General features: G+C 38.0%; 21 protein-coding genes, 1 tRNA gene and 1 pseudogene. 17 read left to right on the plus strand and 6 right to left on the minus strand.

The annotated features are described in order from the left end of the window. Positions 1 to 277: 277 nt before the first annotated feature. From DYQ05_RS05235 to DYQ05_RS05260, 6 genes are all read left to right on the plus strand, one after another. Positions 278 to 1852: a transglutaminase domain-containing protein gene (locus DYQ05_RS05235; RefSeq protein WP_206183976.1), complete on the plus strand. Its 1575-nt coding sequence runs from the start codon at positions 278 to 280 to the stop codon at positions 1850 to 1852. A gap of 176 nt (positions 1853 to 2028) precedes the next feature. Beyond that, complete coding sequence (locus DYQ05_RS05240; protein ID WP_206183977.1) at positions 2029 to 3588, plus strand: NAD-dependent epimerase/dehydratase family protein; 1560 nt, start codon at positions 2029 to 2031, stop codon at positions 3586 to 3588. Positions 3589 to 3833: 245 nt separating this feature from the next. Continuing rightward, positions 3834 to 5009 carry a DegT/DnrJ/EryC1/StrS family aminotransferase gene (locus DYQ05_RS05245; RefSeq protein ID WP_206183978.1) on the plus strand — a complete coding sequence of 392 codons (1176 nt, stop codon included), beginning with the start codon at positions 3834 to 3836 and terminating at the stop codon, positions 5007 to 5009. Between the two features lie 2 nt (positions 5010 to 5011). Then, a complete protein-coding gene (locus DYQ05_RS05250) occupies positions 5012 to 7099 on the plus strand; it encodes a molybdopterin cofactor-binding domain-containing protein (protein ID WP_024468523.1) in 2088 nt (695 codons plus the stop codon). Further along, on the plus strand, positions 7089 to 7568 hold the full coding sequence (locus DYQ05_RS05255; protein WP_020964911.1) for a (2Fe-2S)-binding protein: 480 nt from the start codon (positions 7089 to 7091) through the stop codon (positions 7566 to 7568). Before DYQ05_RS05250 ends, DYQ05_RS05255 begins: the two co-directional genes overlap by 11 nt. A 17-nt stretch (positions 7569 to 7585) precedes the next feature. Next, positions 7586 to 8431 carry an FAD binding domain-containing protein gene (locus DYQ05_RS05260; RefSeq protein WP_024467760.1) on the plus strand — a complete coding sequence of 282 codons (846 nt, stop codon included), beginning with the start codon at positions 7586 to 7588 and terminating at the stop codon, positions 8429 to 8431. A gap of 43 nt (positions 8432 to 8474) precedes the next feature. Here DYQ05_RS05260 and DYQ05_RS05265 read toward each other — a convergent pair whose 3' ends face one another. Continuing rightward, a complete protein-coding gene (locus DYQ05_RS05265; protein ID WP_206183979.1) occupies positions 8475 to 9386 on the minus strand; it encodes a DMT family transporter in 912 nt (303 codons plus the stop codon). Between the two features lie 109 nt (positions 9387 to 9495). Continuing rightward, complete coding sequence (gene recA, locus DYQ05_RS05270; protein ID WP_206183980.1) at positions 9496 to 10722, minus strand: recombinase RecA; 1227 nt, start codon at positions 10720 to 10722, stop codon at positions 9496 to 9498. Between the two features lie 379 nt (positions 10723 to 11101). Here recA and fliQ point away from each other — a divergent pair, with 379 nt between their 5' ends. The 9 genes and pseudogenes from fliQ (at position 11102) to DYQ05_RS05315 (ending at position 20575) form a co-directional block, all read left to right on the plus strand. Beyond that, the gene (gene fliQ, locus DYQ05_RS05275; RefSeq protein ID WP_020964915.1) at positions 11102 to 11371 is read left to right on the plus strand and encodes a flagellar biosynthesis protein FliQ; all 270 of its coding nucleotides are present in this window, start codon (positions 11102 to 11104) and stop codon (positions 11369 to 11371) included. A gap of 35 nt (positions 11372 to 11406) precedes the next feature. Then, a complete protein-coding gene (gene fliR, locus DYQ05_RS05280; RefSeq protein ID WP_206183981.1) occupies positions 11407 to 12201 on the plus strand; it encodes a flagellar biosynthetic protein FliR in 795 nt (264 codons plus the stop codon). A gap of 14 nt (positions 12202 to 12215) precedes the next feature. Then, positions 12216 to 13367, plus strand: a complete 1152-nt coding sequence (gene flhB / locus DYQ05_RS05285; protein WP_051296396.1) for a flagellar biosynthesis protein FlhB — start codon at positions 12216 to 12218, stop codon at positions 13365 to 13367. Beyond that, positions 13368 to 15465: pseudogene (gene flhA, locus DYQ05_RS05290) on the plus strand (flagellar biosynthesis protein FlhA). It abuts the gene before it with no gap. A 249-nt stretch (positions 15466 to 15714) separates the two neighbouring features. Next, entirely contained in the window at positions 15715 to 16647 is a 933-nt protein-coding gene (locus DYQ05_RS05295) for a hypothetical protein (RefSeq protein WP_206183982.1), read from the plus strand. Positions 16648 to 16724: 77 nt separating this feature from the next. Further along, positions 16725 to 16943: a hypothetical protein gene (locus tag DYQ05_RS05300; RefSeq protein WP_020964921.1), complete on the plus strand. Its 219-nt coding sequence runs from the start codon at positions 16725 to 16727 to the stop codon at positions 16941 to 16943. 17 nt (positions 16944 to 16960) lie between these two features. Next, positions 16961 to 19060 (plus strand): heavy metal translocating P-type ATPase, encoded by a 2100-nt coding sequence (locus DYQ05_RS05305; protein ID WP_206183983.1) that lies wholly within the window; start codon positions 16961 to 16963, stop codon positions 19058 to 19060. Further along, positions 19057 to 19368, plus strand: coding sequence for an HMA2 domain-containing protein (locus tag DYQ05_RS05310; protein WP_206183984.1), 312 nt, complete (start codon positions 19057 to 19059; stop codon positions 19366 to 19368). The genes DYQ05_RS05305 and DYQ05_RS05310 overlap by 4 nt, the downstream gene beginning before the upstream one ends. A gap of 67 nt (positions 19369 to 19435) precedes the next feature. Continuing rightward, on the plus strand, positions 19436 to 20575 hold the full coding sequence (locus tag DYQ05_RS05315; protein WP_020964924.1) for a sigma 54-interacting transcriptional regulator: 1140 nt from the start codon (positions 19436 to 19438) through the stop codon (positions 20573 to 20575). A gap of 5 nt (positions 20576 to 20580) precedes the next feature. Here DYQ05_RS05315 and DYQ05_RS05320 read toward each other — a convergent pair whose 3' ends face one another. The 4 genes from DYQ05_RS05320 to rpe are packed head-to-tail and all read right to left on the minus strand — an operon-like array spanning position 20581 to position 24333. Beyond that, on the minus strand, positions 20581 to 21681 hold the full coding sequence (locus DYQ05_RS05320; protein WP_020964925.1) for a tetratricopeptide repeat protein: 1101 nt from the start codon (positions 21679 to 21681) through the stop codon (positions 20581 to 20583). Between the two features lie 3 nt (positions 21682 to 21684). Next, on the minus strand, positions 21685 to 22809 hold the full coding sequence (locus DYQ05_RS05325) for a hypothetical protein (RefSeq protein WP_206183985.1): 1125 nt from the start codon (positions 22807 to 22809) through the stop codon (positions 21685 to 21687). Continuing rightward, positions 22748 to 23707 (minus strand): tetratricopeptide repeat protein, encoded by a 960-nt coding sequence (locus DYQ05_RS05330; protein WP_020964927.1) that lies wholly within the window; start codon positions 23705 to 23707, stop codon positions 22748 to 22750. The genes DYQ05_RS05325 and DYQ05_RS05330 overlap by 62 nt, the downstream gene beginning before the upstream one ends. Continuing rightward, a complete protein-coding gene (gene rpe / locus DYQ05_RS05335; RefSeq protein ID WP_206183986.1) occupies positions 23704 to 24333 on the minus strand; it encodes a ribulose-phosphate 3-epimerase in 630 nt (209 codons plus the stop codon). The genes DYQ05_RS05330 and rpe overlap by 4 nt, the downstream gene beginning before the upstream one ends. Positions 24334 to 24481: 148 nt before the next feature. On the opposite strand from rpe, the gene DYQ05_RS05340 reads away from it, so the two are divergent. Both DYQ05_RS05340 and DYQ05_RS05345 read left to right on the plus strand, forming a co-directional pair. Beyond that, a tRNA-Ala gene (locus DYQ05_RS05340) sits at positions 24482 to 24554 on the plus strand. A 138-nt stretch (positions 24555 to 24692) separates the two neighbouring features. Next, on the plus strand, positions 24693 to 26324 hold the full coding sequence (locus DYQ05_RS05345; protein ID WP_429615468.1) for a DUF8510 domain-containing protein: 1632 nt from the start codon (positions 24693 to 24695) through the stop codon (positions 26322 to 26324). Position 26325: the final 1 nt, after the last annotated feature.

Consider the following 26325-nt stretch of genomic DNA (forward strand, 5'->3'; position numbering starts at 1 on the left):
ATTACGTTATGAAAATAAGATATAAAAATTCCCGAAAAAAGTCAAGTAAATTTATACGAAAATCAATGTTTTTTATGCAATTTTATTGAAATATTTACCGTTTTTTACTGTTTATTACATAACTCTTAAATATTTTATATGTTTTGGAGCTTTTATATACTTGACTAAAATCTTATGTTATAATATTATTACCCGTAAGGTATTAAGCTATAACTGAATTAAATTGTTAAGCGCATTTATTTTAGAGTATGCTTTATACAATTTAAGGAATAGCTTAATGAAAAATACGACAATCAAACCTGTTTTTTTTCTGACAGGTATACTATGTTTAGCGTCTTGTGATAACCGAACGGCATTACAGGTACCCGGTTTTATAAAAAATAACGGTACGGTTTCATTGCAAATGCAGCAAGTTCGGAGAAAAGAAACTGCCCCGACGTATAAAAAAATAACGGATAAAGCTCCCGATTATTTATCCTCAGCCGACAGTAAAAAAAGAAAAGAAATTCTTTTTGAAAGACTTCTTAATGCCTGTTTGCGTTATGAAGATGATGTTTATGTAGGAGATTTAGGTATAAGCTGCAGTAACGATAATCCCGAACATAAAAGACTGTATGAAGAATTTTTAACTTTTTATCCCTTTGTTTTTCATATAATTGAAGACGGAGGAATCTCAATTAATTATAAAGCTCAAAATAATGATGAACTTGATAAATACAAATTTATTTACAAAATAAGTAAAAATTCATTTGAAGAAAAATTTAAAAAATTTGAAAATACTTTAGAAAGATTTTACGGCGTTATGCAGGAAGGTATGGACGATGCGGAATTGAGCTTCGTTATTTACAGAGAATTGCTTAAAAATACGGTATACAGCGACGGTTCCGTACATTCATCGGACGCATTGGGAGCCCTTATTGACGGAAAGTCCATTTGTCAAGGTTACGGATTAAGTTATCGAAGGCTTATGAACGGTATCGGAATAGAAACCGAAGCCGTTACTGGCGCTATGATAGGATACCCTGAAGGGCATATGTGGAATAGAATTAAACTTAACGGTAAATGGTATAATGCTGAACCTACATGGGACGATAATAAAGCCGGAAATGTTTATAGACAGGACGACTGCTTGGGGCGGTATTTTTTAACTTCAGATTATAAATTTCATAACGAATTAAACCATCCGTATGTATTTTCTGAAGAATATCCGGAATTGCCTGCCGCAGATGATAAAAAATATGACAGCGATTCTCCGGTTTTCCGCAATAGCGATAAAAAAAGCAATATTACATATCATAACGGATATTGGTATTATTTTTTAGATACCGATAGAAGCATATATAAAAGCAACTTCGACGGAAGTGAAAAAAAAGTATTGTATGTAAAGGAAGAAATAAGTATAAGAAATCCTGAATTGCACAGATTGGAATTCGGAACGGATAGAATATATTTTATAGATTATGTAAAAGGGCACTATTATTTGCAATCCGAAAATGAAAAATATCGTATATATTCTATGGATTATGACGGTGCAAATCTTAAAGAAGAAAAACTTTTGCCCGAATTCAGAGCTCCTTTAAAACCCGAAAGCGATAAGCCCTTACAAAAAAGAAGCTGCGTAGCCCTCAGAGGCGAAATAGCCTTATCAAAAATAAAGGATGCATATTTTCACGGAACGGAAAATTATTTTAACCCGCAATCGGAGCAGCGCAAAGAATTTATCAATACTATTAAAGAAGCTGAGAACTTATTAACAACCGAGCCGTCGGACGGGGATAAGGCCGCTTTATTATATGTAAAGCTGCAAAAAATGCGAAAAGAATATACAATGCCCCAAACCTGTTCCCCTTAAAATATCGACTCGAAACGAATTAAAGGCTTTACTGAAAACTTAAAACGGTTTTCCGTTTTTAAGACTTTCAGTAAAATCCGAAAATATTATTTTTAAAAGTTATCCGTTAAAAATTCTTTATTTGTTTGCAAACCTTATCTATTGCACAAAATTAAAACTGTGTATATTATAATTAAATGAAGAAAACAGTATTTATTACAGGGGCTTCGGGAACTATGGGTGAGGAAGCCTTAAAGCAAATAGCCGAAACCGATAATTATAATATTACCGTAATTTTACGGCAAAAAAAGAAAAATTTAAAACTTGCAAAGAAACTAAAAAAACGGTACGGCAAAAATGTAAATATTATTTTCGGCGATTTATCGGTTTTTGCCGATTGCGTAAAGTGCACTGAAAATGCCGATTATATAATTCACTGTGCGGCAATTATTCCGCCTGCGGCGGATCATAATTCCGATGATGTATATAAGTCCAATTATTTAGGCACTCTTAATTTAATAAATGCGGTAAAAATATCTCCTAAATGCAGCGAGGTTAAATTTATTTACATCGGTACCGTTGCCGAATACGGTAACAGAACTTTTAAAGCGCCTTGGATACGTACGGGAGACCCCTTGTTAACCTCCGCCTTTGATTTTTACGGAGCGACCAAGGTAATGGCCGAACGTGAAGTAATCGAGTCGGGATTAAATTCTTGGGTTTCGCTTAGGCAATCCGGAGTTTTATATGACAATATAATGATGAAAAATATGGACGACGGTCTTATGTTTCATACTTGTTGGAATACTCCGATTGAATGGGCAACGGCTCGCACTTCAGGGCTGCTTTTAAAAAATCTTTTACAAAAAAACGAAGACGGTTCTCTTCCTAAGGAATTTTGGAAGCGGGTTTATAATATAGGAAACGGAAGCTCCGCCAGGGTAACCGGCTATGAGACTCTTGACCGCGGTTTTAAACTTATGGGAAGAAGTGCAAAAGATGTTTTTAAACCTAATTGGAATTCTCCTCGTAATTTTCATTGCGGCTGGTTTTACGATTCAAAAATATTAAACGAATATCTTGATTTTCAATACGAAGGCTTTGAAGAATTTTTTAAACAACTCGATAAAAAATTTTGGTATTTTAAACTCGGAAAACCCTTTCCGTCTTTAATCCGTAAATTTGCAATAGAACCTCTTTTGAGAACCTGCAATGCCCCTATGTATTGGCTGAAAAATAATTTTGAGGGAAGAATAAAAGCCTTTTTCGGCTCACGTGAAAAATTCGAAAAAATTCCGCAAACTTGGGAAAACTATCCTCTTTTGTGCGAAAATAAAAATCCCGAAACGGGAGAATATTTGGATTATAGTTCCATAAAAGATGAAAGCAAAGCAGCGCAATTTCTTTTAGCTCACGGCTACGATGAAACAAAGCCGGAAAGCAGTCTTAATATTGATGATATGAAACAAGCTGCACGGTTTCGCGGAGGAAAATGCTTAAGTGAAGAAATGATTCCGGGAGATTTATATACCCCGCTTGAATGGGAATGTTCTTGCGGACACAAATTTAAGGCAACTCCCTTCCTTATTCTAAAGGGAGGACATTGGTGTCCCGAATGTGCCGTTCCGCCGTGGAATTTCGACGAACATGCGAAACACAGTAAATTTTATGCACAAATTTGGTACAATGACCATGAAGAAAATGAAAACAATTTTTATGATAAAAATTGTTTTAAGGATATTGCAGGTCTTAAATAAACCGTCGGGAAGGCTTTCTAAAAACCTTTATTATAAAACCCGAATAAATAATGCTTACCCTTACCTCTGTTCTAAATCTGCGATATAAGGTTACAGTCGATTTTAAACAAACTCCAAAGCAGACGGAACTTTAACTTCCGCCTGCTTTGAATTCATTTTGCCGCCCGCCCTTAATAATTGAATAATCCTAAAATTTATTGTATACTCAGTTTTAAACCGCAAGGGTATATAAAGGGTTTAATATAATGCAAATCACAAACTGTAAAAAAAATATTCCGTTTTTTGTGCCGTCTTTTTCCGAAGAAGAAGAGAATGCCGTGTGTCGAATTTTAAAATCCGGCTGGCTTACTACCGGGAAAGAAACCTTGGAATTCGAAAATGAATTCTCGGAATTTACGGGGAGTAAATTTTCTCTTGCAGTTAATTCGGCTTCAAGCGGTTTAATTTTGGCTTACGATGCGTGCGGAGTAAAAAGCGGCACAAAAATTCTTACAAGTCCTTATACCTTTATTTCAACGGCAACCTCGGCTCTTCATTTAGGAGCGGAAATTGTTTATGCCGATATTGAAAAAGATTCATATAGTATAGCTCCTGAAAAAATTGAGGCGGAATTAAAAAAAGATAAAACTATAAAAGCCGTTGTTCCTATCCATATTGCGGGAAATGTTTGCAATATGAAAGAAATAAATTTTCTTGCAAAAAAGTACGGTGTTGCGGTTATAGAAGATACGGCTCATGCTTTCCCTTCAAAAACTGAAGAAGGATATGCAGGCACTCTCGGTACTTGCGGCGTTTTTTCTTTTTATGCTACAAAAACGCTTACTACCGGCGAAGGCGGAATGATTTGCACAAACGATGAAGAAATTGCAAAAAGAATCCGGCTTATGCGTTCCCATGGAATTAACCGTACAATTTGGGACCGCTACACCGACACTAAGGCTTCTTGGAAATACGATGTAACGGAAGCGGGCTGGAAATTTAATCTGCCTGACATTCTTTCCGCTATAGGAAAAGTTCAGCTTAAAAAAGCTCTTTTATTTTATGAACGGCGGAAAAAAGTTGCCGAAAAATACAATAAGGCGTTTTCGGATAATCCGCTTTTTATTCTTCCGCCTGACGGAAACGGGAATGCATGGCATTTGTATATTTTGCGTTTAAACCTTGATATGCTGAAAATTACACGCGATGAATTTGCCCGCCTCTTACAGGAAAGCGGACTTGGAATTTCCATGCACTTTATTCCGCATTTTGAAATGACGTATATAAAAAAACGGTACGGGTTAAACGGTGCCGATTTTCCTGAAAGCCGTTTAAAGTATGAGCAAAGTTTAAGTTTACCGTTTTATCCTTCAATGTCAAATGAGGATATAGAGTATGTTACCGATACGGTTTTAAAGATAGGGGAAGCTAATAAGCGTTGAACATGTGTAAAGATTTTGTTTCGGATTTAACGTTTGAAAAAACGGAGTATGCTCAAATTATACGCTCTTTCGATACGGATTCCAAATTGCTGGGGATAGAAAAACCGGATTTGCCTGAAGGTTATGCTTTTTTTTCGGCGGAAGATATTGTAGGGAAAAATTCGGTTTCTTTTTTTGATTCGGCTATTCCGGTTTTTGCCGAGGATAAAATAGAGTATGCGGGACAGGCTGTAGGGGTATTAACCGGTCCCGATAAAAAAATTCTTTCGGAACTTGCGCCTCTTTTTAAAATAAAAACTCAAGCCGCTTTAAGGCCGAAATCTCAATTTACTTTTGAAGAAGAGGTAAAAAATTATTTCGATTATCCGACTATAGCAAAAGAATCTTTGTCATGCGGGAATACCGAAAGTATTTTCGATAAAAGCAAAAATATTGTTTATTCTACATTTTCTCTTAAACAAAAATATCATTATCATGCGGAAACGGCATGTGTAAAAACAAATTGGAATAAGGGGCGATTGGAAGTTCATATTGCATCTCAATGGCCTTTTCATATTTTAAATTCGGTATGCGATGTTTTGGCGGTTTCTAAGGGGCAGGTAAATGTAATACTTCACAATGAAGCGGAATCTCTTGACGGAAGAATTTGGTTTCCCTCTCTGCTCGCAGCCCAAATCGCTCTTGCGTCATATCTTACAAAAAAGAATATTTCGATTCAGTTTACACGTCAGGAAGATTTTTTATATACTGCAAAATCTCAAGGTCTTTTAATACAGCATAAAACCGCCGTTTCAAATTCGGGTTTAATTGAAGCTATGGATGTTTCCGTTATTGTAGATACCGGCTCATTTAATCCTTTTATAAATCAAATATTAAAGCAAATTACGGTAACCGCGGCGAGCCTTTACCGATTGCCTTCTTACAGTATAAATGCCGTTGCGATTAAAACCAATTGCGGTCTTACCGATTTATTCACCGGTTGGGGAGATGCATATATAACGGCCGCCTTGGAAAAACATATAAACGAAATTGTAAACCAGCTTAATTTATGTCCGATTAAGTTCCGCTTGGATAATGCTTTGCGCACGGGTCAGGCAAGAATTTGCGGAGTTAAAAATGATGAAGAGTTGTCCATAGAGAATCTGTTTAAAGCGGTATGCTCCACAAGCGATTTTTATAGGAAATACTATGCTTATCGCTTGATAAATACGGGGAGAAAAAACCGGTATGACGGAAATTGGAGAGGTATCGGAATTGCGGCGGGGCTTCAATATAACGGGTCCAATATTCTTGTAAAATCGGGAATGAATTACAGTGCGGAAATTACGTTGACTATTGACGATAGGGTTATTGTTAAAGCGGAGCCCGTTTCGGACAGTTTAAAAAAAATATTGCGTAAACAAATTGCCAAAGAGCTTGAAGCAGACGAAAACTCGGTTATTTTTTTGGGCGGCAGTACCGACGAGATGAGTATTACGGGAGCTGCTACTTCTTCATGCGGTATTTCCATTATCCCCGAGCTTATATCGAAGTGCTGTACCGGAATTAAAAATCAAAGGTTTAGAAAACCTCTTCCCATTACCGTAAGTAAAACATATAAGATTACAAAAACTAAGGACTGGGATAATACGCTTCTTAAAGGAGTTCCTTTTATTTCAATGACCCCCGCCGTTTGTGCCGTAGAGCTTGAACTGAACCGCAGCAATTATTCGGTGGAAATAAAGGGTATTTGGTTTGCATGTAATCCGGGTAAAATTTATTCAAAAAAAATGGTTATGCACAATATTCATAAATCTATTGCAAATGCAATTTCTAATATATCGATAGAAAAACTTCAGGAAAGAAATATCCTTCCGTCAAGATATAAAATTCTTCCTACCGGGCATATCCCTCCAATTAGGGCATTTATTATCGAAAGTGAGCTGAAAACACGCGGTGTAGGAGAGCTTGCGGAAGGATTGGTTCCGGCTGCATATATTTCGGCATTAAATCAAATTATGATTAAATACCGCCGTATAGATACTCTTCCCGTGTTTACCGAGGATATTTTTAAAGCTTTTGCAATAAGTGAGGAATCCGATGAGAATTAGTTTTAACTTAAACGGAACAAATGTACAAATTGAAGCCGTAGCCAATGAAAGGCTTGTTTATGTCTTACGCAGAGAATTCGGTCTTTTCAGTTTAAAATCCTCATGTCTAAACGGCCAATGCGGTTCATGTACCGTGCTTATGAACGGTAAGCCGGTTCCCTCGTGTCTTGTGCCGGTTTTTAAGGTTGAAGGTGCGGAAATAATAACCCTTGAGTATTTTAAAACCACCGAAGCTTATAAGGTTATAAGTGCCGGTTTTGACCAGGCCGGAGTTGAAATGTGCGGATTTTGCGATGCGGGTAAAATATTTTTTGCTCACTCTATTTTAACTTCCGGCCTTGACGCTTCGGCACAAAGTGCGGAAGAAAAAATACGCAGGGTTTATTCCAGCTCGATGTGCCGATGTACAAGTTTTGAGGATTTATTTTCCGCAATTACACGTATCGGTAAATCTCAAAAAAGAAAATAAATTAGCCGGAGAAAGTTATGGAATCTTTGACAAAAAAATCAAATATATACAGGGCTCGCTCTTTGCAGGAAATGCAGATTATGCTGAAAAATATTTCGGGAGTTGTTCCTATTGCGGGGGCTACGGGGTTTTTAAATAATCAAACCGGCGATATTATCGATTTACCTCAACATCTTTTGGATATAAATCAAATACCGGAATTAAAGGAAATTTTTAAAACGGAGCGCTATTTTGAATTCGGGGCGGCGGTTACTTTAAATGAAATTTTGGATTTGGGGAAAAAAAATATACCGCCCGTTTTATATTCCGCAATAGAAAAAATATCCAATAATTCGCTTCGCTATCTTGCTACAATAGGCGGAAATATTGCAAATGCTGAAGCGAGCTCAGGTACGTTTTTGCCTATGCTTGCTCTTGATGCAAAGTTGGAAATACGTACGGGTGAAGAAATAGAGTGGGTGCCTTTTGCAAAATACATAGATACAAGTTACAATGAAAAAAGAAGCTCATCTTATGTAATAACGAAAATACGTATTCCCAACGAATCGTGGACAAAGAATTTTTATGCGAAGCTCGACTCTCATTATAATTTGAGCGAAGATGCCGCATCGTTTTTATTTTTAATTAGAATTCAAAAAAATATTTTATCCGAAATGCGGCTCTTTTTTTCTTCTAATCGGCTTATCCGTGAAAAAGAATTCGATAATTTACTTTTGGGCAGGAGTTTGCCTTTGCCGCATCGTGAAGTTTTAGGTATTATGGAAAAAGCAAAGCAAATTTTTACCGTAGATAAATTCGGCTCGGATTTTCATCGTACTTATTTTTTTAATTTGCTTGAGGATAATCTTTATAAATTAACTTAAAAACCGGGAAGTCCGTATAAGGGACGTTATTTGCCGCCCTTATTTATTTTTTAGACTTTTCCGGAAACTGAGCGATAATAACTGCGGTAAATAAGACGGCGCAGCCTAAAAGTTCTTTTATGCTTAATATTTCTCCTAAAAAATAGTAACCGGCTATTGCACCGAATACGGCTTCCAAACTTAGGATAAGAGAAGCTATTGTAGGGTCGGTGTTTTTTTGAGCTATCATCTGTAATGTATAGCCTATACCTGACGAAAAAACTCCCGCATAGAAAATCGGAAACCAGCCCGCTGTTATGTTGCTCCATACGGGTGTATCCGCAATAAACATTGCCGCCGCAGATAAGATTGAACAAAAGGCAAATTGCAAAAACGACATATAAACTGGGTCTACTTTTTTGCTGAAATAATCTATAGATAAAACGTGCCCCGCCCATACGAAAGAGCTTGCAAAAATAATTAAATCGCCGTAACCTATACTGAAACCTTCTTTTATTGTTAAAAGGTATAAACCTATTATTTCAAAAACTACGCCTATCCAGACAAGTTTTCGTATTTTTTTTCCAGTAAAGACTCCGAATAAGGGGACAATTACTATGTACAAAGAGGTAATAAAACCTGCTTTTCCTACCGTAGTATACAATATGCCGGTTTGTTGAAATGTGGAACCTAAAAAGAGAAAAAATCCGGTAACAAGTCCGCTTAAAACCGTGTTGCGTCTTTTTATTTTACAAAGGGGCTTTTCGTTTTCCGCAAGGATTTTTTCTCTTTTTTCGGTAAGTTTTATCACTGCTGCAACAATCCCAAGTGAAATAAATGCAAGTACATAACGTCCCGTCATAAAAGTAAAAGGTTGAACATAATCCATTCCCGTGCGTTGAGCAACAAATGCGGTTCCCCAGATAAACGATGTCAGTATGAGCATTGCATTTCCCGCCGCCTTATTTTTATTCATAAAAAAATCCCCTTAAAAAATTTAATTCCGTATATATAGCTGCAAATAAAAATACCGAATAACCTTTTATAAAAATCATTCGGTATGTATTTAAAACCCGTTTTAAAATTTAGAACAGACTGTCATCGGCCGGTTTACCGATTACTTCCGGTTGAGGAGCCGTTTTTTTCTTTTCGGAAGGCTCTTCTCTTTCTTTATTTTCCGTGTCCGATGAGGTTGAAGAATCGGAGCGTGCGGCGGCGGCGGCTTTTTCCTGAGCTTCTTTTTGTTCTTGCGTTTTTTCTACAAAGCTTGAAACATAGGGCCTTCCGGGAAAGAGCTTTTCCCGCAATTCTTTTTCGATGTTACGCGTAAGCTCAATATTTTCTTCCAAAAATTTAACGGCATTGGGGCGACCTTGTCCTATTTTATCATCTCCGTAAGAATACCATGAACCGCTTTTTTTAATAATTTCCTGTTTAACGGCCGAATCCAAAAGGCTTCCGTAAGGACAAACTCCTTTTCCGAATTGTATTTCCATTTCGGCTTTTTTAAAAGGCGGGGCTACCTTATTTTTTACAACTTTTACCTTAATTTTATTTCCCCATGCTCCGTCATCGTCTTTTCCGAGAGTTTCGGTTTTTCTTACATCAAGACGTACGGACGCATAAAATTTAAGGGCATTTCCGCCGGTAGTGGTTTCAGGGCTTCCGAACATAACACCGATTTTCATTCTTATTTGATTAATAAAGATAATCATACATTTAGATTTACTTATAATCGCAGTAAGTTTTCTTAAGGCCTGACTCATAAGGCGGGCCTGTAATCCCATGTGAGAGTCTCCCATTTCCCCTTCTATTTCCGCTTGAGGTGTAAGGGCGGCAACCGAGTCAATTACTATTATATCTACGGCGCCGGAACGTACCAAACTCTCGGCAATTTCAAGGGCTTGTTCTCCAGTGTCGGGCTGCGAAACCCAAAGCTCGTCGATGTTTACGCCCAAAGCCTTTGCATATTGAGGGTCAAGAGCGTGTTCGGCATCTATAAAAGCCGCTATGCCCTTTTGTTTTTGAGCTTCCGCAACGGCATGAAGAGCTATTGTAGTTTTTCCCGACGACTCCGGTCCGAAAATCTCGATAATACGGCCTCTGGGGTATCCGCCTATCCCTAGAGCTTCGTCCAAAAGAATACTTCCTGAAGGAATTGAATCGATATTTCCTATTGCAGGATTGCTGCCGAGCTTCATTAAAGAGCCCTGTCCGAATTGTTTTTCAATTTGAAGTCTCGCCGCTTCAAGAGCCTTTAATTTGTCTTCGGTATTTGCGTCCGCAGGCATTTCGTTTCTTGTTTTTGCCACAATAATCTCCTTATGTGTAATTTAAATTTATTTTCCGCCCTTACACTATTATTATACGGAATAAAAAGGCTTTTGTATATTTTTTTTAAAATCTTATAAAAATATTTATAAGCGGTTCGTATTATATAAAATTCAAAGCTAAAAAGCAAGGCTGAAACTTATAAGGAAATAATTTTCTTTTCGATTTTGAGGTGATTTTCATCTATAAATTTTAAAAGTTAATTTTTATACGGCTTTCTTTTTCCATACTTTAATAAAATGTAAAAGAATGATATAATATAAGACATCTCTAAAACTCGATTATATTTTAGAGGTTATCCGGATTATTTCTAAAACTTAAGTTATATTTTAGAAAATTCCTATACGTCGGGAGGGGATAATGTCTATCGGAACAATAGTTACTTTAATGCGGGAAGGTATATGGGTAGTTTTAGTAATTTCCGCACCTATTTTAATTGCGGCTCTTTTGGTAGGGCTTATTGTGGCGATTTTTCAGGCTACAACTTCAATACAGGAACAAACCCTTACCTTTGTTCCGAAAATTTTTACTATACTCGGAATGCTTGCCCTTTTAGCGGGTTGGATATTTGCCGTTTTACGCGGATATTTTATTTCGCTGATGGATTTAATTCCTCAGCTGGTACGCTGATTGTTCGGTTATAACTTTATTTAAAGGCGTAAAAAATGCAGCCCTTAGGTTTTATTTTAAATAAAGAGCCCGTTTTTTTACTTGCGGCGGTCCGTATTTTTGCGATGATAATGACCTCTCCTCTTACTTCTATGCGGAATGTTTCGCGTATTGCTAAAATAGGGCTTGCAGGACTTACCGCCTTTACGGTTTCGCCCTATGCCTATCCTGCACTTACGATTCCCGACGCTTTTTCGCTTGAATACGCTCTTTTGCTTTTAGGCGAGGGGTTAATCGGTGTTTTAACCGGTTTTTTTATAAGTATTCTGTTTGCAACTTTCAGCACGGCAGGACAATTTTTTTCATTTCAAATGGGTTTCGGCGCTTCCGAAGTTTACGATGCCCTTGCTCAAATTGAAAACCCCTTAATGGGACAATACTTCAATTTTGTTGCAGCCCTTGTTTTTTTGCAAATTAAGGGCTTTCAAAAGCTTTTTTTAGGCGGAGTAATGAAAAGTATAGAATATGTAAACTGTCTTGCTTTTTTACAAAGACAGGAGCCTCTTTCAAATTATTTTTTAAACGCTGTAGGAAATCTTTTTTTAAATGCTATTATAATTTCGCTTCCCATTATGGGAACCCTTGTTTTAATTCACGTTACAATGGGGCTTTTAACAAAGGCGGCTCCTCAAATGAATTTATTGTCGGAAGGTTTTCCTATTACGATATTAACGGCATTTTTAATTCTTACAATAGCCTTGCCGTTTTTTATAAACACATTTGAAATTATTTTGGAAAACGGGTTATCCGCATTTTGGAATTTATTAAGCGGTTTAGGAGGGGCAAGGTGAAAAGTGCGGACGGTATTCTTTTGTATAAAATCTGTTTTGACTCCGAACTCGATTACTTTAATAAATTAATCGGATTACAATGGTTTGCCGCTGAAGATGACGGTAAAACGGAAGACCCTACCGAGCATAGAATCAGAAAGGCAAGGGAAGAGGGGCGCGTTGCGAAAAGTCAGGATTTAAACGCTGCGGTAGTAGTTCTTTTTCCAGTAATTGCTCTTATTATTTTGGGTCCTTATATGTTTAAATCCCTAATGCAGGTTATTTCTTTCTTTTTTGAAAGGTGCACTACCGAAAGTCTTTTTAACGGAGCTTGGTTCGCCGTATTTCTTAACTACTTGCTTAAAACCGTTTTTCCGATTACCATAATTGCAATGCTTGCAGGTGTTATAAGCAACATTATTCAAAACCGCGGTTTTTTATTTTCGGCAAAGCCGATTCAGCCTAATTTCCAAAAAATAACGCCCAATTTCGCGCGTTTTTTTAAGCGGGCTCTTTTTTCATCTGAAGGGCTTTTTAATTTGGCAAAATCGCTTTTTAAAGTAGTAATTATCGGTTTTATAGGATATCTTGTTATAAAAAGTAATATCACTACAATGATTTCCATGCTGCAAGTCGGCTTTGCGGATTCGGTTTTTTTTATTGCAAAGACGGCTGCGAAAATTTTAGCCTTTGCCGCTGCGGCATTGGTTGTATTGAGTATCCCGGATTATATTTTCCAGAGAAAACAGTTTTTAGATTCTTTAAAAATGTCGAAAACTGAAGTTACTCAGGAATACAAGGAATTGGAAGGCGACCCTATGATAAAGTCGCAAATAAGCAGACAAATGCAGGCAATTTTGAAAAAAACGGGAATAAAAAACGTGCCTAATGCCGATGTGGTAATTACAAACCCGACTCACTATGCGGTAGCATTGCAATGGAAGCAGGGAGAAATGCCTGCCCCTATGGTTATTGCAAAGGGTACGGATACGGCTGCACAAAACATAAAACGCATTGCCCGCGAACACGATATACCTTTAATGGAAAACGTTCCCTTAGCGCGGGCCTTATATGCAAATGTGGATTTGGGACAGGTAGTTCCCAATGAATATTATACATCTCTTTCTATTATTTTTATGAAAGTTTATGCAATGAAGGGGAAATCCCCGGGAGGACTGACGGAATAAATGGCTGATAATAAAATTATAAAAGATATTCCGAATGTAGCGGTCGCTGTTGCGGCGCTTCTTATTGTTTTTATGATAATAATTCCGCTTCCTACTTCGCTGTTGGACTTATTTATGGCGGTTAACCTCATATTCAGTTTGATGATATTGCTGATTGTTCTGTTTGTAGATAAGCCTACGGAATTTACGGTATTTCCATCTCTTTTATTGGTTTCCACGATATTCGGACTTGCTATAAATGTTTCTTCTACGCGCCTTATTTTAACCCTAGGCTCTAAATTTGACGGAAAAATGATTGATGCCTTCAGCTCCTTTGTTATAGGTTCCGGCGGAAATCAGGGCTTAGTGGTAGGTTTGGTAGTTTTTTATTATTTTAATTGCCGTACAAGCCTTTGTTATAACAAAGGGTGCAACCAGAATTGCCGAAGTTGCGGCACGCTTTGCCTTAGATTTTAACAATACGCGCAGTATGTCGATTGAGGCGGAATATAATGCCGGTATTATAACCGAAGCGGAAGCCCGTAAAAAAAAGGAAGACTTACAAAAGGCTACGGATTTTTACGGGGCAATGGACGGTGCAAGCAAATTCGTTTCCGGCAATGTTAAAATAGGAATTTTTATGACTATATTAAATATCTTTGCCGGTTTAATTATAGGCATGGTATTTAGAAACGAAGCTTTCGGCAATGCGGTACAAATGTATACGCGCTTTACGATAGGCGACGGGCTTTTAGCCCAGCTTCCGTCGCTTTTAATTTCGGTTGCAACCGGTCTTGTGGTAACTCGTTCAGCTTCTACCGGTTCTTTCGGAAGCGAGGTAACAAACCAATTTTCTCAAAATTCGAAAATATATTATATCGGAGCCGGAACTCTTTTGCTTATGGCGATACTGCCGGGCTTTCCTTCAATTATCTTGATTATTCTGGCACTTGCTCTTGCATTTTTGGGTTGGCGGTTGCAAAAAACGCAGACACTACGTATGCTTACCGAAAATGAAGCAAAGGCGGCAAAGAGCGCTTCCGAAAAGGCTTCAAAGCCGGGCGGTGAAGATTCCAAAGCGGTAAATCCCTTGGACGACCTTTCTCTTCAATTCGGCTACGGACTTTTACCTCTCGTTGACGAATCTAAGGGCGCAGAGCTTTTAGCCCGTGTAAAGCGGATTCGTCAGGAAATAGCCCTTGAAATAGGGCTTGTTATGCCCATTATCCGCATTATGGATAATGTAAAATTGGACCCCGATGAGTATTGTTTTACCATTCAGGGAACGGAGGTTGCAAGAGCTAAAATAAGAATGGGGGCATATCTTGCCGTAAATCCCGGTAATGTACAGGACGAAATTGCGGGCGAAACAACCGTAGACCCCGCCTTCGGACTTCCGGCTCTTTGGATTTCCGAAGAAAATAGGAGCGCTGCCGAACGTGCGGGTTATACGGTTATAGACCCCCCTTCTATTGTTGCAACGCATTTAACTCACATCATAAAAACACATGCGGCGGATATTTTAACTCGTCAAATGGTAAGCGATATTTTGGAATCCGTTAAAAAGACCAATCCCGTTGTTGTTGAAGAAATTCAGTCTAACCAAAAATTCAGCCTCGGCGAACTGCAAAAAATTCTGCAATGTCTTTTGGAAGAAAACGTTTCAATCAGAAACACGGCGGCAATTTTGGAAACCATTGCAGATTACCGCCGTTTAACGGGAGATGTGTATTTAATTGCCGAAAAGGTTCGTCAGAGACTGGGACGGCAAATAGTTCAGCAGTATATAGATAGCGATAATACGCTTAGAGCTTTTATGGTTGACCCCGTATTTTTACAAACCGTAATTGAAAGCAGAGTGGAAACCTTTAACGGACCTATGCCTGCAATAGATACGGAACAAAAAAAGGCTTGGCTCCGTTCGGTACAAACCGCATATAATAACTTTAATTCACAATTTATGGGTATTGCGGTTATTCTTGTACCTGAAGAAGGACGTCTTTTAATTAAGAAACTTATCGAATACGAGCTGCCTATGGTTCCGGTTTTGGGAATCCCGGAAATACCTAAGAATATTTCGGTAATAGGTTTGGGGAATATTAAACCGGAAGAAAAATAATGCGTCCGTTAGATTTTAATCCGGTATTTTTAAATTTACGCTTAAAGTTTATTTTAAAAAATATCGGATTAAAAAAAGAGAAACTCATTTTTTCTTTAAACCCCGTACGGATAAAATCAATGTAAAAAAGAGATTTACTTTTTAAAATATAAAAATCACTGAAATATCGTGTATTATCTTCAAATAAAACCGGTACGATTTTTGCCTATGTTTAAATGCCATTACAGGCATAATAGGAGAAATCGAAAAATGGAATTTACTGTAGATAATTTAAATATACTTGCGGAAAACTACAAATCGGCAAAAACGCAAAACTTACGCGATGAACTGACTATGAAAATTTTTACGGTTATGTACTTTAACTTGGAAAAACTGGGAGTTATTATCGGCGATGAAGACAAGCGCAACGACTTTCTTTTAGAATTTTATAAAAAAATTCCTAGCACTCTTAAATGTTTTAATCCCAACTTTTCATCATTTAAAACATATTTAATTACAAGGTTAAAGTATGCCGCTATAAATTTTATTTCGGAATTACGGAATGCGCGTATCAAAGAAGAAGTTTTAAAAAGTGAAGAGCAATATAGAATGAACATTATTGCCGAAGATTTGGAAAATGAAGGGTATTACACTTTTTACGCAAGTGAAAACACTGTTCCTTATAAAAAAGACGATATGGGAAAAAACTTTAAAGAAGTTTCTCTGCGTACCGTTTATGCAGGTATGAATATATACCAGAGAAGAATATTTTTGCTGACTTGTAAGGCTTGTTTATTTTTGGACGATAATATGATTAAAAAAATATCTAAAGAGATAAATATGCCTTTCAGGCTTTTATTCGATATAGTGCACTCTTTTAAAAACGAATGTGTGCGCTGTAAAGAAAATATTAAAGAAATAAATTACAAGCGGAATAAATATTATATAAAATTAAAAGTATTTGAAAATCTTTTAAAAATAACCGAAAAAGATTATCAGTCGTATGCGAAATTAACAAGGTCGTATAAGGCAAATGTCCGGTTTTTTTATAAGACAAAAGAAATAAGCGATAAACAGGTAAAAGGACCCAGTAATGCGGCTATAGGCAGGCGGCTTAATTTGGGCAGGGGAACGGTCGATAAAAATATTTATACTTCGCTTAAAAACGGAATTACCGCCAAAAATACGGGAACGTCTTTTTAAACTGTTTTATAGGGAATTCAATTTTAATCTTGCTTTTTTTTAAAAAAACTGGTATATTACGCCCGGAGGTACACAATATGTTTTCAAATAAATGGGTTGCTTTTGGTGTAGGAGTTGCCGCAGGTCTTGCAGCGGCTTCAATTATACGTACTCCTGTATTCCGCAAGGCTTGCGCTTCCGTTGTAGGAAAGGGAATGCAGCTGAAACAGGAAGCTGTAGCTTTTGCGGAATCTATAAAAGAAGATGCGCAGGATATTGCAGCGGAAGCCGAATATAATCAAGCAAAAAAAGCCTGATAAGTTTTTAGCTTACAATGGAAATTACCGTTAAACATTCTCTGCCGGGAAGAATCAGAGTGCATTATAAACGTTCTGGAATTTCGCCCCGGCAGGCGGTTCTTGCGCAAACTTTAATTGCGGTTCAGGAGGGTATTACCGATATTCAAGTAAACCCTAAAACCTGTTCTTTTTTAATTTATTACGACCTCAATATTATCTCGGAAAAAGAAATCATCGCCTTATTTAAGGTGCTTTCCGACAAGTATTTAAACGATGAAAAATTACTTGCAGCGGTTGCGGAAATACCTTTTACGGAAAGTATTTTGGATATTTTAGTCGGTACGCTCTTTGATGTTGTATTACGCTCTTTCCTTCCCATGCCGATACGCAATTTATTATTATATAAAAGCATATTACCCCGTATTTTTAAAGCGATACAATCCGTTATAAACGGGAAGTTTTTCAGTACCGATTTGCTTGATGCCGCGGCTCTTACGGCGGCAGTACTTGACGGTAAGATATCTACCGCACGTTCCGTTGCTACCTTGCTGGATATGGGCGAAGAAATAGAAGAGCTTACCCGCAGACAATCATACAGCAATTTAGCTCAAATCCTTCTTATTTCCAATGAGCCGGTTCATCTTGTCGAAGGAAGTGAAGAACGCAGTATTCCTGCTTCCGCCTTAAAAAAGGGCGACTTTATAGTTGTCCGTGCGGGCAGTCAAATTCCTGCCGACGGTAATGTGGAAAAAGGTGAAGGTCTTGTAAATCAGGCAAGCATCACAGGGGAATCGTTGCCGGTAGAAAAAACCGAAGGCTGCATCGTTTTTGCCGGTACAATTCTTGAGGACGGCGAACTTTATATCCGTGTACGCAGCGCGGGAACGGAAACCAAGGTAAATAATATTATTTCTATGATTGACCGCTCTCAGAGTTTAAAAGCCGCCGCACAAAAACGCTCCGAAAAGCTTGCCGAGCAAATAGTTCCTTTTAACTTTTTACTTACGGGTTTAACTTATTTATTTACGAGAAATATTTCAAAAACCATTTCCACACTGATGGTAGATTATTCTTGTGCAATGAAGCTGGCGGCTCCGATTGCCGTTCTTTCGGCAATGAAAGAAGCTGCCGAACAATATATTTCCGTTAAAGGCGGAAAATTTTTAGAAGAAGCCGCCTTGGCCGATACCGTTATTTTCGATAAAACCGGAACCCTTACTTATGCTGAACCCGTTTTGGCGGAAGTATATGCGTTTGAAGGGTTTAAAAAGAATGAAATACTTAAACTTGCGGCCTGCCTTGAAGAACATTTTCCTCATCCGCTTGGACGAGCCGTAGTAAAAGCTACCGAAAATCGGGGGCTTACCCATCCGGAGCGGCACGCAAAAGTAGAATATATAGTTGCTCACGGAATAGTTTCCACATTAAAAGGAAAAAGACTTTGTATAGGAAGCGCTCATTTTATTTTTGAAGATGAAAAAGTTCCGCTTACCGAAAAAGCTCTTTCCGTTCAAAAAGTCGCTGCGGAATCGGGATACTCCCTTTTATACTTGGCCGTTGACGGAAAACTTGCGGGTATTCTTACAATAGGAGACCCCGTGCGTGAAGAAAGCGCTGCGGCTGTAAAAGAATTAAGGCAAACCGGTATAAAAAAATGCGTAATGATAACCGGCGATGCCGAACAGGCTGCGGCAAAAATTGCTTTGCAAACGGGAATAAACGAGTATTATTCTCAAGCCCTGCCTGAAGATAAGGTAAACTATGTTCAAAACGAAATAAAATCGGGAAACAAGGTAATAATGATAGGAGACGGCATTAACGATGCCCCGGCACTGTCCGCAGCGAATGTAGGTATTGCTATGGATAACTGCTCCTCTATTGCAGGCGACACTGCCGATATAGTTTTATCGGGCGGCGGAATTAAAAGTCTTGTTACCGTGCGCCGGTTGGGGCAAGGTTTATTAAAGCGTATAGAAAACAACAACAAACTGATTATAGGAGGAAACTCTCTGTTGCTTTTCGGCGGAATGTTCGGTCTCATATCTCCGGCGATGGCGGCGGTACTGCATAATTCGCTTACCGTAACTATAAGCATTAAGGCTATGCAAAAAATTTTAAGCGGAGAAGAAAAGTGATTACGAGTTTTTTCCCGGGCAGAATACGGCTTAGAGCCGCAGTATTTAAAGATGAAGAAATTACCGCCGCCGCCGTTTCGATTTTAAAAAAATTCCCCGCCTTAAAAAACATTGAGCATAATCCGCTTACCGGCAGTATTCTTTTGGAATATAACCATTCCAAGGTTGATATAAATCAATTAAAACCTCTTTTGCCGGTTTTGGAAAAACTGAAAGACGAAGCGAATATTTATTCCGAAGATAAAAAGGTTAAAATACTTTCAATATTAAAAGATTTGGATAAAATTCTTCCTATAGAAACAATATAAATACCGACGGTATAATTTAAACTGAAAAGATTGTATATATGTTGTATACGTGATACAATGTTTACAGATGAGGACGTGTATTTATTCTGCATATTCAAAAAAAGACGTTGAAATGCTTTTATCTCAAACGCACGATATTTGGGATTTACAGGTAACTTACAACAGCGGAGCTATTTTTGAATTTTTAGAAAAGATTAAGTGTGATTTCCTTCTCTTTGATGTTGAAACCGGAGGTATGTTTCCCCTTGAAGCATTGGATAAATTAAAAAATTATTTCCCTATGCTTAATGTATTTCTTATCGTTCACGGCGGAGCCGAAATTTTAAAATTGCAATTTTCGAAATATTTAATTTCCGGCATTTTTGATTTACCGCAAGACTTTTTATTTATCAAACAATATATAGAAAATTTTTTTTCCGATAAAGAAAGCCGTAAGAATCAAACCGTTTTAATGAATATGGATAAAAATACTGCGGATATAATAAATTCAAACATTATCGGTAAAAGCCGAGCGGCAGCCGCCTTAAAGGAATTTATTGTAAAAGCTTCAAAAAACGATTTTCCCGTTTTGCTTTTGGGCGAAACAGGTTGCGGCAAGGGTTTGGTTGCCGAGCTTATCCATAAGCTGTCGGCTTTTAAAACTAAAAAATTTATGCCTATAAATGTCGGCTGTATCCCCGAAAATCTTGCAGAGTCGTTTTTGTTCGGAACTGAAAAGGGGAGCTTTACCGATGCTGAAACAAAAGACGGAATATTTGCTGCGGCAAACGGAGGTACTATATTTTTAGATGAAATGGAGAGTTTATCGCCGGCCGTTCAGGCCAAACTGCTGCACGTCCTGGAAACAAAGGCTTTTTGCCCCGTAGGCTCTATGAACATTAAAAAAACCGACTTTAGGTTAATTTGCGCTTCAAACGAAAATTTAAGAGAGCTTATAAAGAAAAAGCTTTTTAGACGGGATTTATACTATAGGCTTGATGTTTTGCGTTATGAAATTCCTCCTCTCAGAAAACGTAAAGAAGATATTGCCTTGTTGGTTAATTATTATTTAAAAAGTACGGGAAAAAGAATTTCTTCAAGCGCAATGGAAAAACTTTACCTTAATAACTGGCACGGAAATATACGCGAACTGAAAAATTGTCTAAACAGAGCCTGCTGCAAGGCGTCGGATACCGATATTATTACCGCCTTGCATATAGAATTTTAAATTTTTTATTCGTTTTCGGCAGGCTTTTGGCTTTGATGAATACCCTTGCCTCTTAAACACACTACTCCGTCTTTTATTTGAATTTGTCCTAAAACGCTTACCGGCCTATCGGGGTCTATTTTTGCGACAAATTCGCATGAAACGGTTACCACACCTTCCAATTGCTGTTTTGTATCATAACCTACTAAAAGATTAAAGACGGTGCTGTAAGAGCCGGATTGAATATTTGTAGGCATTCCCTTCCATACTACCCAGCAATCGAGATAAAGCAGGGGCTCTTTACGTACTTTAGAAAATTCATAAAGGTCTTTTATACTGTCGAAACCCGGCTCTTCAAGATAATCCATTAAAAGACGGGCTTTTTGTTTTATGGAAAACGAAGCATTGGACGAAAGCAGGCGGTTTATTTCCACTTGAGCCGCATTGTCGCGGTGCTCTTTAAAGTAGGATTGCGCATTTGAATAAGCCGAAAGAATTTGGCTTTCGGTAAGGACGTATAAAAACGTGCCTTCCATATCGACGGCATATTTTTTTTCGTTTGAGCTGAGTTTAAAATCGTCCATATTGGCTCTTTCGTTTTCGGAAAATTTACGTGTTTTGTAAATATACGGAACTATAACGGATATTGAAACGGCTGCAATTAAACAAACCAGAGCAACCGCTATTCTTTTCCCTCTTTTTTCCTCTTTCATGGGATTGGGATACAGTTTTTTTATTTTACCCGATTGGACAATATCTCCTATTTTTTCAGGAGAATTATTATTTCGGATAAAGCCCAAGCCTTTTTGTGCAAGTTTATAGTTGGGATTATATTCCAGGGCAAGAATATAATATTGAATGGCATTTGCGGTATCGCATCTGCGTAAAAACATTACGGCTTCTGCAGCAAGTAAATCGGGGTCGGTAGGTTTAATTTGTCTTGCCCGCGAAAAATAATCCTTTGCTGCGGGAATTTCTCCGGAATATAAATAGGCAAGTCCGAGATAAAAGTGGAAGGTAAAAGAATCCCTATAGTCCAAAACATGACGTTCAAGAGTGGAGATTACTTCGTTATATTTCCGCTTTGCAAACAGTTTTTTACCCTGGTCGATTACTGAAAGAGCCATTAGTTATTCCTGTATATCGTTTATAGCACTATCGGCTTGTTTTGTCAAATCGTCTATGTATTCATCGGAAACTTTGTCGGGGTCGGCTTCCACTTCCGCTATTTTTTCAAGCAAAGTTTTTATATAAGTATAATCTTTTAATTCTTGAGAAGACATTTGTTCCGGAACGGGCTGTACCGGTTCGGGCAAAACCTTTACGGTTTCTTGAACTTCCGTTACGGCTTCTTCTTTAGGTTTTTCATTACGTCTTAAGTAGTCGTAATAACCTATGAACATACTTACGGTTAAGGTTTCGTTGTTTTGCAAATGAGCTTCGGGCCAAACAAAAAGCAAGGCCGAATCGTTATGAAAATATTTTGTACTGAAACTGCGCCCCTGTACAATAGGCGGAATCCAGCCTACACTTTGAAGTCTGTCCCAGTTTGCGATATAGATATTTTCAACCTGCGAAGCGTCGGTATGGTTGATTAAAAACAGACAGGCAGCGTCCGAGTTGGCTGAAATAACGGCGGAATCTTTTTCAAATTTGGGTTCCAGTACGGTTTCGCGGAAAATTCCGGTACGTAAATCGGTATAAAGCGGAATACGTCTGTTTTCTCCCAAATTAGTATCGAATATGGCTTTTAAGGCTACATCGGCATAGGTTCCGCAAGTGTTTTCTATAGCGGTTTCAATTTTTAAAAGAGGCCCGCTTGTGCCGTATGTTTGTGCCGTAAAAGACAGTTTTTGAGTAACGTAAAATTTATCGGTAAAGTAAAAAATTATATTTATAAAGTCATCGCCTTGTTCTATTTTAACGGGTTTACCTATTTTCTTTTTCAGCTCATAAATTTTTTTGTTGTGCAGAACGTAAAACTTATTATCTCTTCCTAAAGAGCGGTCATCGTAAAGAGGCATATATAGCCCTTTTCCCCGCGGAGAAAGACTGTATAGGCAAAAATGCCCCGTTGCGGCGAAAACTTTAAGTTTTAAATTCCCCGAAATAAGTTCATAATCGGTTTTTTGCTTTGTATAACCCGATGAAATACACAATATCGATATTAAACTTATAAAAAAATCTTTTTTTTCATTTTTTATTTTCCTCCAATAATTGGTCGTACATACTTTGAAGCTGTTTTGCCTTTTCACGTAGGGCTTCAAGCGCCGCACGTTTTTTCTCGGCATCCGCATAGTCCGCTTCCGGAACTTCTCCGTTCATTTTTGCGGCATAATTGGGGTCAAGTTTGGCAAGCATAGCTTCCAGTTCTTGGTTTTTTAATTCAAACATAACCAATTTATCGTATAATTCTTCGTTTTTCTTTTGCTCCATTTGAAGTTTTTCGGCAAGCTCTGCAATTCTACCGTCGCGGTTTATTTCTCCCGCCTGTTTTTGGTAAACGGCTACGGTTTGTTCATAATTTTTCTTTGCCTTTTCATATTCTTCCGAAAGTTTTAAAAGTTCTTCATGGCTTATTTTTAACAGCTTTAACAATTCGTCCTGTGTTGAAGATTGGTCTATGAGGGCTATTTTATATCGTGAAGGCTCCACCTTTGCGGACGACGGGTAATCGATAATAACGCGGGAAAAAATGGTACGCGCATCTTTTAATCTGCCCGCCATATAGAGATTTTCGCCTATCCAATAATAGGCCGAAGGAATTTGTCTATGCCCGGGATAACGGCGCAAAAATCCGTATAAAATATTAATTGATTTTTCATGTTCCGCACAAAGACAAAGTATTCTTCCTTGCTGATAAATAACTTCCGGAGCTTTAAGACTGTTCGGAAATTTTTGCAAAAAAAGAGCCGTATCGGATAGGGCTTGCCTGTAATTTTTTGCGGAAGCATTCGCCATAATCAACCAATAGAGGGCCTCATCGGAGGTTCCGCTTGAAGCTTCAATTGCTTTTTGAAAGGAAAAAACCGCAGAAGACCAGTCGGAACGGGCATAAGCGTCAAGCCCCGAAGATAGGTAATCTTTATAAGTTTGAGAAAAAAGCTGCACACACAGTGCCGCAAAAAAAATTAAAAAAACACGCTTTTTCATATTCTTAATTCTCCCGAAAAAAATGCCGAGCCGGAAACTATAACTTCCGCACCTGCTTTTTTTACCGTTTCAATATTTTCGGAATTAACTCCGCCGTCAATCGAAATCAAATATTTTAAGTTTTCCTCTTTTTTTATTTCTTTTAAGACGGAAACTTTTTTTAAGCAATAAGGAAGAAGTTTTTGTCCTCCGAACCCCGGATTTACGCTCATTATCAATACAAGATCTACGATCGGTAAAATATTCTCTATAATACTTATCGGCGTTGTAGGCACAATACTTATACCCGCCTTCATTCCATTTGCTTTAATATCGGATATGAGTCTGTCGGTATGAACGGAAGCTTCCGCATGAAAGGTAAACCAGTCTGCCCCTGCCGCCGCAAAGTCCTTTACAAGATTTTCAGGATTATTTACCATAAGATGAACATCGAAGGGCAAAGAGGAGCACTTTCGGATACTTTTTACTACCGGAGCTCCGAAGGTTAAATTAGGTACAAACTGTCCGTCCATTACGTCGATATGAACCCATTTGCCTCCGTTATCTTCTATATATTTTAACTCGCTGCCGAGTTTTGAAAAATCCGCGCTTAAAAGCGACGGACTCAATATAAAACTCTTATCCATAATGTATATATTATCAAATATTTTCAGATATGTAAATACGGTATTTAAGGCTCATATTAAGGGAAAAGATTTATAATAAATTGTTATTTTGCTTTAAACCCCTTGACATAAAATTGAATTTACTGATATAATTTGAACCTGTTGACAGGGGGATATAGCTCAATTGGTAGAGCGCTTGCATGGCATGCAAGAGGTCAGGGGTTCAATTCCCCTTATCTCCATTTAAAAAAGGGCTTTCGGTTAAGATGCCTGATTTAGTTAAGGCGGTTAATCTTATGGATTCAACAACTGAAATAGATCTTGACGAACTTCTCAAAGATGTAGTAGTGCCGGCTAAAGGCGGAACGGGTACTGTTTCTATGCCCGATTCTCAAAATTTTTCGTTTAATGAGGATTCTAAAACCGTATTTCCGGAAATTAAAACAGGCGGTATAAGCAAAGATACAATGTTTTCCAATGCTCCCGAGGCAATAGGGGAGCGGCGGCGCGATGCAAGCGAAGTGGACCTTGCTTTAACTGGTTTTGAAAAAATCGAAAAATTTTATGAAGATAAACCTCATACTCTTTTTGATTCTTCCGAATTTTATAAGACTGTTTTAAAAGGCGAGGGTGAAAATGCTCAAAGGTTTCATACCGCTCTTACGAAATTTTTAACGGCGACGGACCCTAAAGACCGAGGCGTTTTTAAACAACAGGTGGAGTCGGCTTATTGGAATTTTGTTTCGGAAATGGTTACAAAAATAGCTTCGGCTAAGGCTTCAAAAGAAAAACAATATGCCGTACGCTACGGACTTGTTCTTCCTACCTTATTGACAACTTCCCAAAAAGATTTGTTTGCAAAAATTATCGATGAAAATTCTTATTGTGAGGCCGTTTATTATCTTGACGAGTGGTTCCGCGAAATAGGCTGCGGTAAAATAAGTCCGTCCGCTACGGATGAGGTTAAGGTTTCAAAAAAAGATGATAATTCGCGTTTTAATCAGCTTTTGGAAAAGGCGAAGGGTAAATTTCAAACGGCGGAAAACTTGCTGCGTGCGAAATCCGAAGAAATAAGCAGGTTTGAAGATTCCATTAAACAGTATATTTCGGAGATATTTTCTCACGATATTAAGGGCAATATAAGCGGAGTAAAGACGGTTTATAGCGAAAGCCAAAAGCAGCAAATAGGACAGGTCAACGAGCGGCTAAAAAAACTTTTAAATTTGGATAAGGAGCTTCAGCGTTTTTATGAGGAATATAAAGAAGCGGACGCCGATGTAAGAAGTTTAAGAGAAAAAGCCGATGCAACCGGAGGTGAGGCTACTAATGTTTCGGGGGCAACCGGAGAATACGATACCGTCAGGCAGATGGCAAAGATGACTTGCGGAAGAAAGGGGAATCATTTTCCGATTTTATCCCGTGAGTATTTTCGTTCCACTTCAAATGATGTAGGTACTCGTGAAAATGTTTTGAGGGAGCTTCGCTGGATTGAAAGTATAGATGTACAGGCTTATTGCAGGCAATATAAAAATCAATTAAACCGCATTCCTCCGTTTGTAATTTTGCTCCCCACTTACGGCGATATAGGTTTTTGCTGGGAACCTTTTGACCGTTATAACCGTGTTACAAGCCGGGGTCGTATTGCGATTCCGATGTATCCTAAAAGTTTGAGGGTTTCGCTTTTAATGGCAATTGCCGATTTACGTTGGCAGGTTGCAAAAGAAAAGGCTTCATACTATTGGATGGAAGAAGGCTTAACCGGAAATTATTATCAATGGTTTCAAAATCAAAAATTAAAAGGCGATATAAAAGAGTATTTTATTCAAGATTACATTACGTGGATGGTTAAAGAAAGCGAAGGCATTCAAAAAGTAGACAAGGAAGTGCGTGAAGTCTTTTGGAGGTATATGCCGTTTTCCGATGCCGTAAAGGCAAAGTTAAAAGACAGAGCTCTTGTTTATCAGGAATTATGTCAGCGCGATTTAAACCGCCAAATGTCGGACGGGTATTAAA

Source organism: Treponema pedis (assembly GCF_017161325.1).
In the GTDB taxonomy this organism is placed as follows: Bacteria; Spirochaetota; Spirochaetia; order Treponematales; family Treponemataceae; genus Treponema_B; species Treponema_B pedis.

Coding starts and splice junctions, on each gene's coding strand:
- DYQ05_RS05235 (WP_206183976.1), top strand. CDS start 278: ATGAAAAATACGACAATCAAACCTGTTTTTTTTCTGACAGGTATACTA.
- DYQ05_RS05240 (WP_206183977.1), top strand. CDS start 2,029: ATGAAGAAAACAGTATTTATTACAGGGGCTTCGGGAACTATGGGTGAG.
- DYQ05_RS05245 (WP_206183978.1), top strand. CDS start 3,834: ATGCAAATCACAAACTGTAAAAAAAATATTCCGTTTTTTGTGCCGTCT.
- DYQ05_RS05250 (WP_024468523.1), top strand. CDS start 5,012: ATGTGTAAAGATTTTGTTTCGGATTTAACGTTTGAAAAAACGGAGTAT.
- DYQ05_RS05255 (WP_020964911.1), top strand. CDS start 7,089: ATGAGAATTAGTTTTAACTTAAACGGAACAAATGTACAAATTGAAGCC.
- DYQ05_RS05260 (WP_024467760.1), top strand. CDS start 7,586: ATGGAATCTTTGACAAAAAAATCAAATATATACAGGGCTCGCTCTTTG.
- DYQ05_RS05265 (WP_206183979.1), bottom strand. CDS start 9,386: ATGAATAAAAATAAGGCGGCGGGAAATGCAATGCTCATACTGACATCG.
- fliQ (WP_020964915.1), top strand. CDS start 11,102: ATGTCTATCGGAACAATAGTTACTTTAATGCGGGAAGGTATATGGGTA.
- fliR (WP_206183981.1), top strand. CDS start 11,407: ATGCAGCCCTTAGGTTTTATTTTAAATAAAGAGCCCGTTTTTTTACTT.
- DYQ05_RS05295 (WP_206183982.1), top strand. CDS start 15,715: ATGGAATTTACTGTAGATAATTTAAATATACTTGCGGAAAACTACAAA.
- DYQ05_RS05300 (WP_020964921.1), top strand. CDS start 16,725: ATGTTTTCAAATAAATGGGTTGCTTTTGGTGTAGGAGTTGCCGCAGGT.
- DYQ05_RS05305 (WP_206183983.1), top strand. CDS start 16,961: ATGGAAATTACCGTTAAACATTCTCTGCCGGGAAGAATCAGAGTGCAT.
- DYQ05_RS05315 (WP_020964924.1), top strand. CDS start 19,436: ATGAGGACGTGTATTTATTCTGCATATTCAAAAAAAGACGTTGAAATG.
- DYQ05_RS05320 (WP_020964925.1), bottom strand. CDS start 21,681: ATGGCTCTTTCAGTAATCGACCAGGGTAAAAAACTGTTTGCAAAGCGG.
- DYQ05_RS05330 (WP_020964927.1), bottom strand. CDS start 23,707: ATGAAAAAGCGTGTTTTTTTAATTTTTTTTGCGGCACTGTGTGTGCAG.
- rpe (WP_206183986.1), bottom strand. CDS start 24,333: ATGGATAAGAGTTTTATATTGAGTCCGTCGCTTTTAAGCGCGGATTTT.
- DYQ05_RS05345 (WP_429615468.1), top strand. CDS start 24,693: ATGCCCGATTCTCAAAATTTTTCGTTTAATGAGGATTCTAAAACCGTA.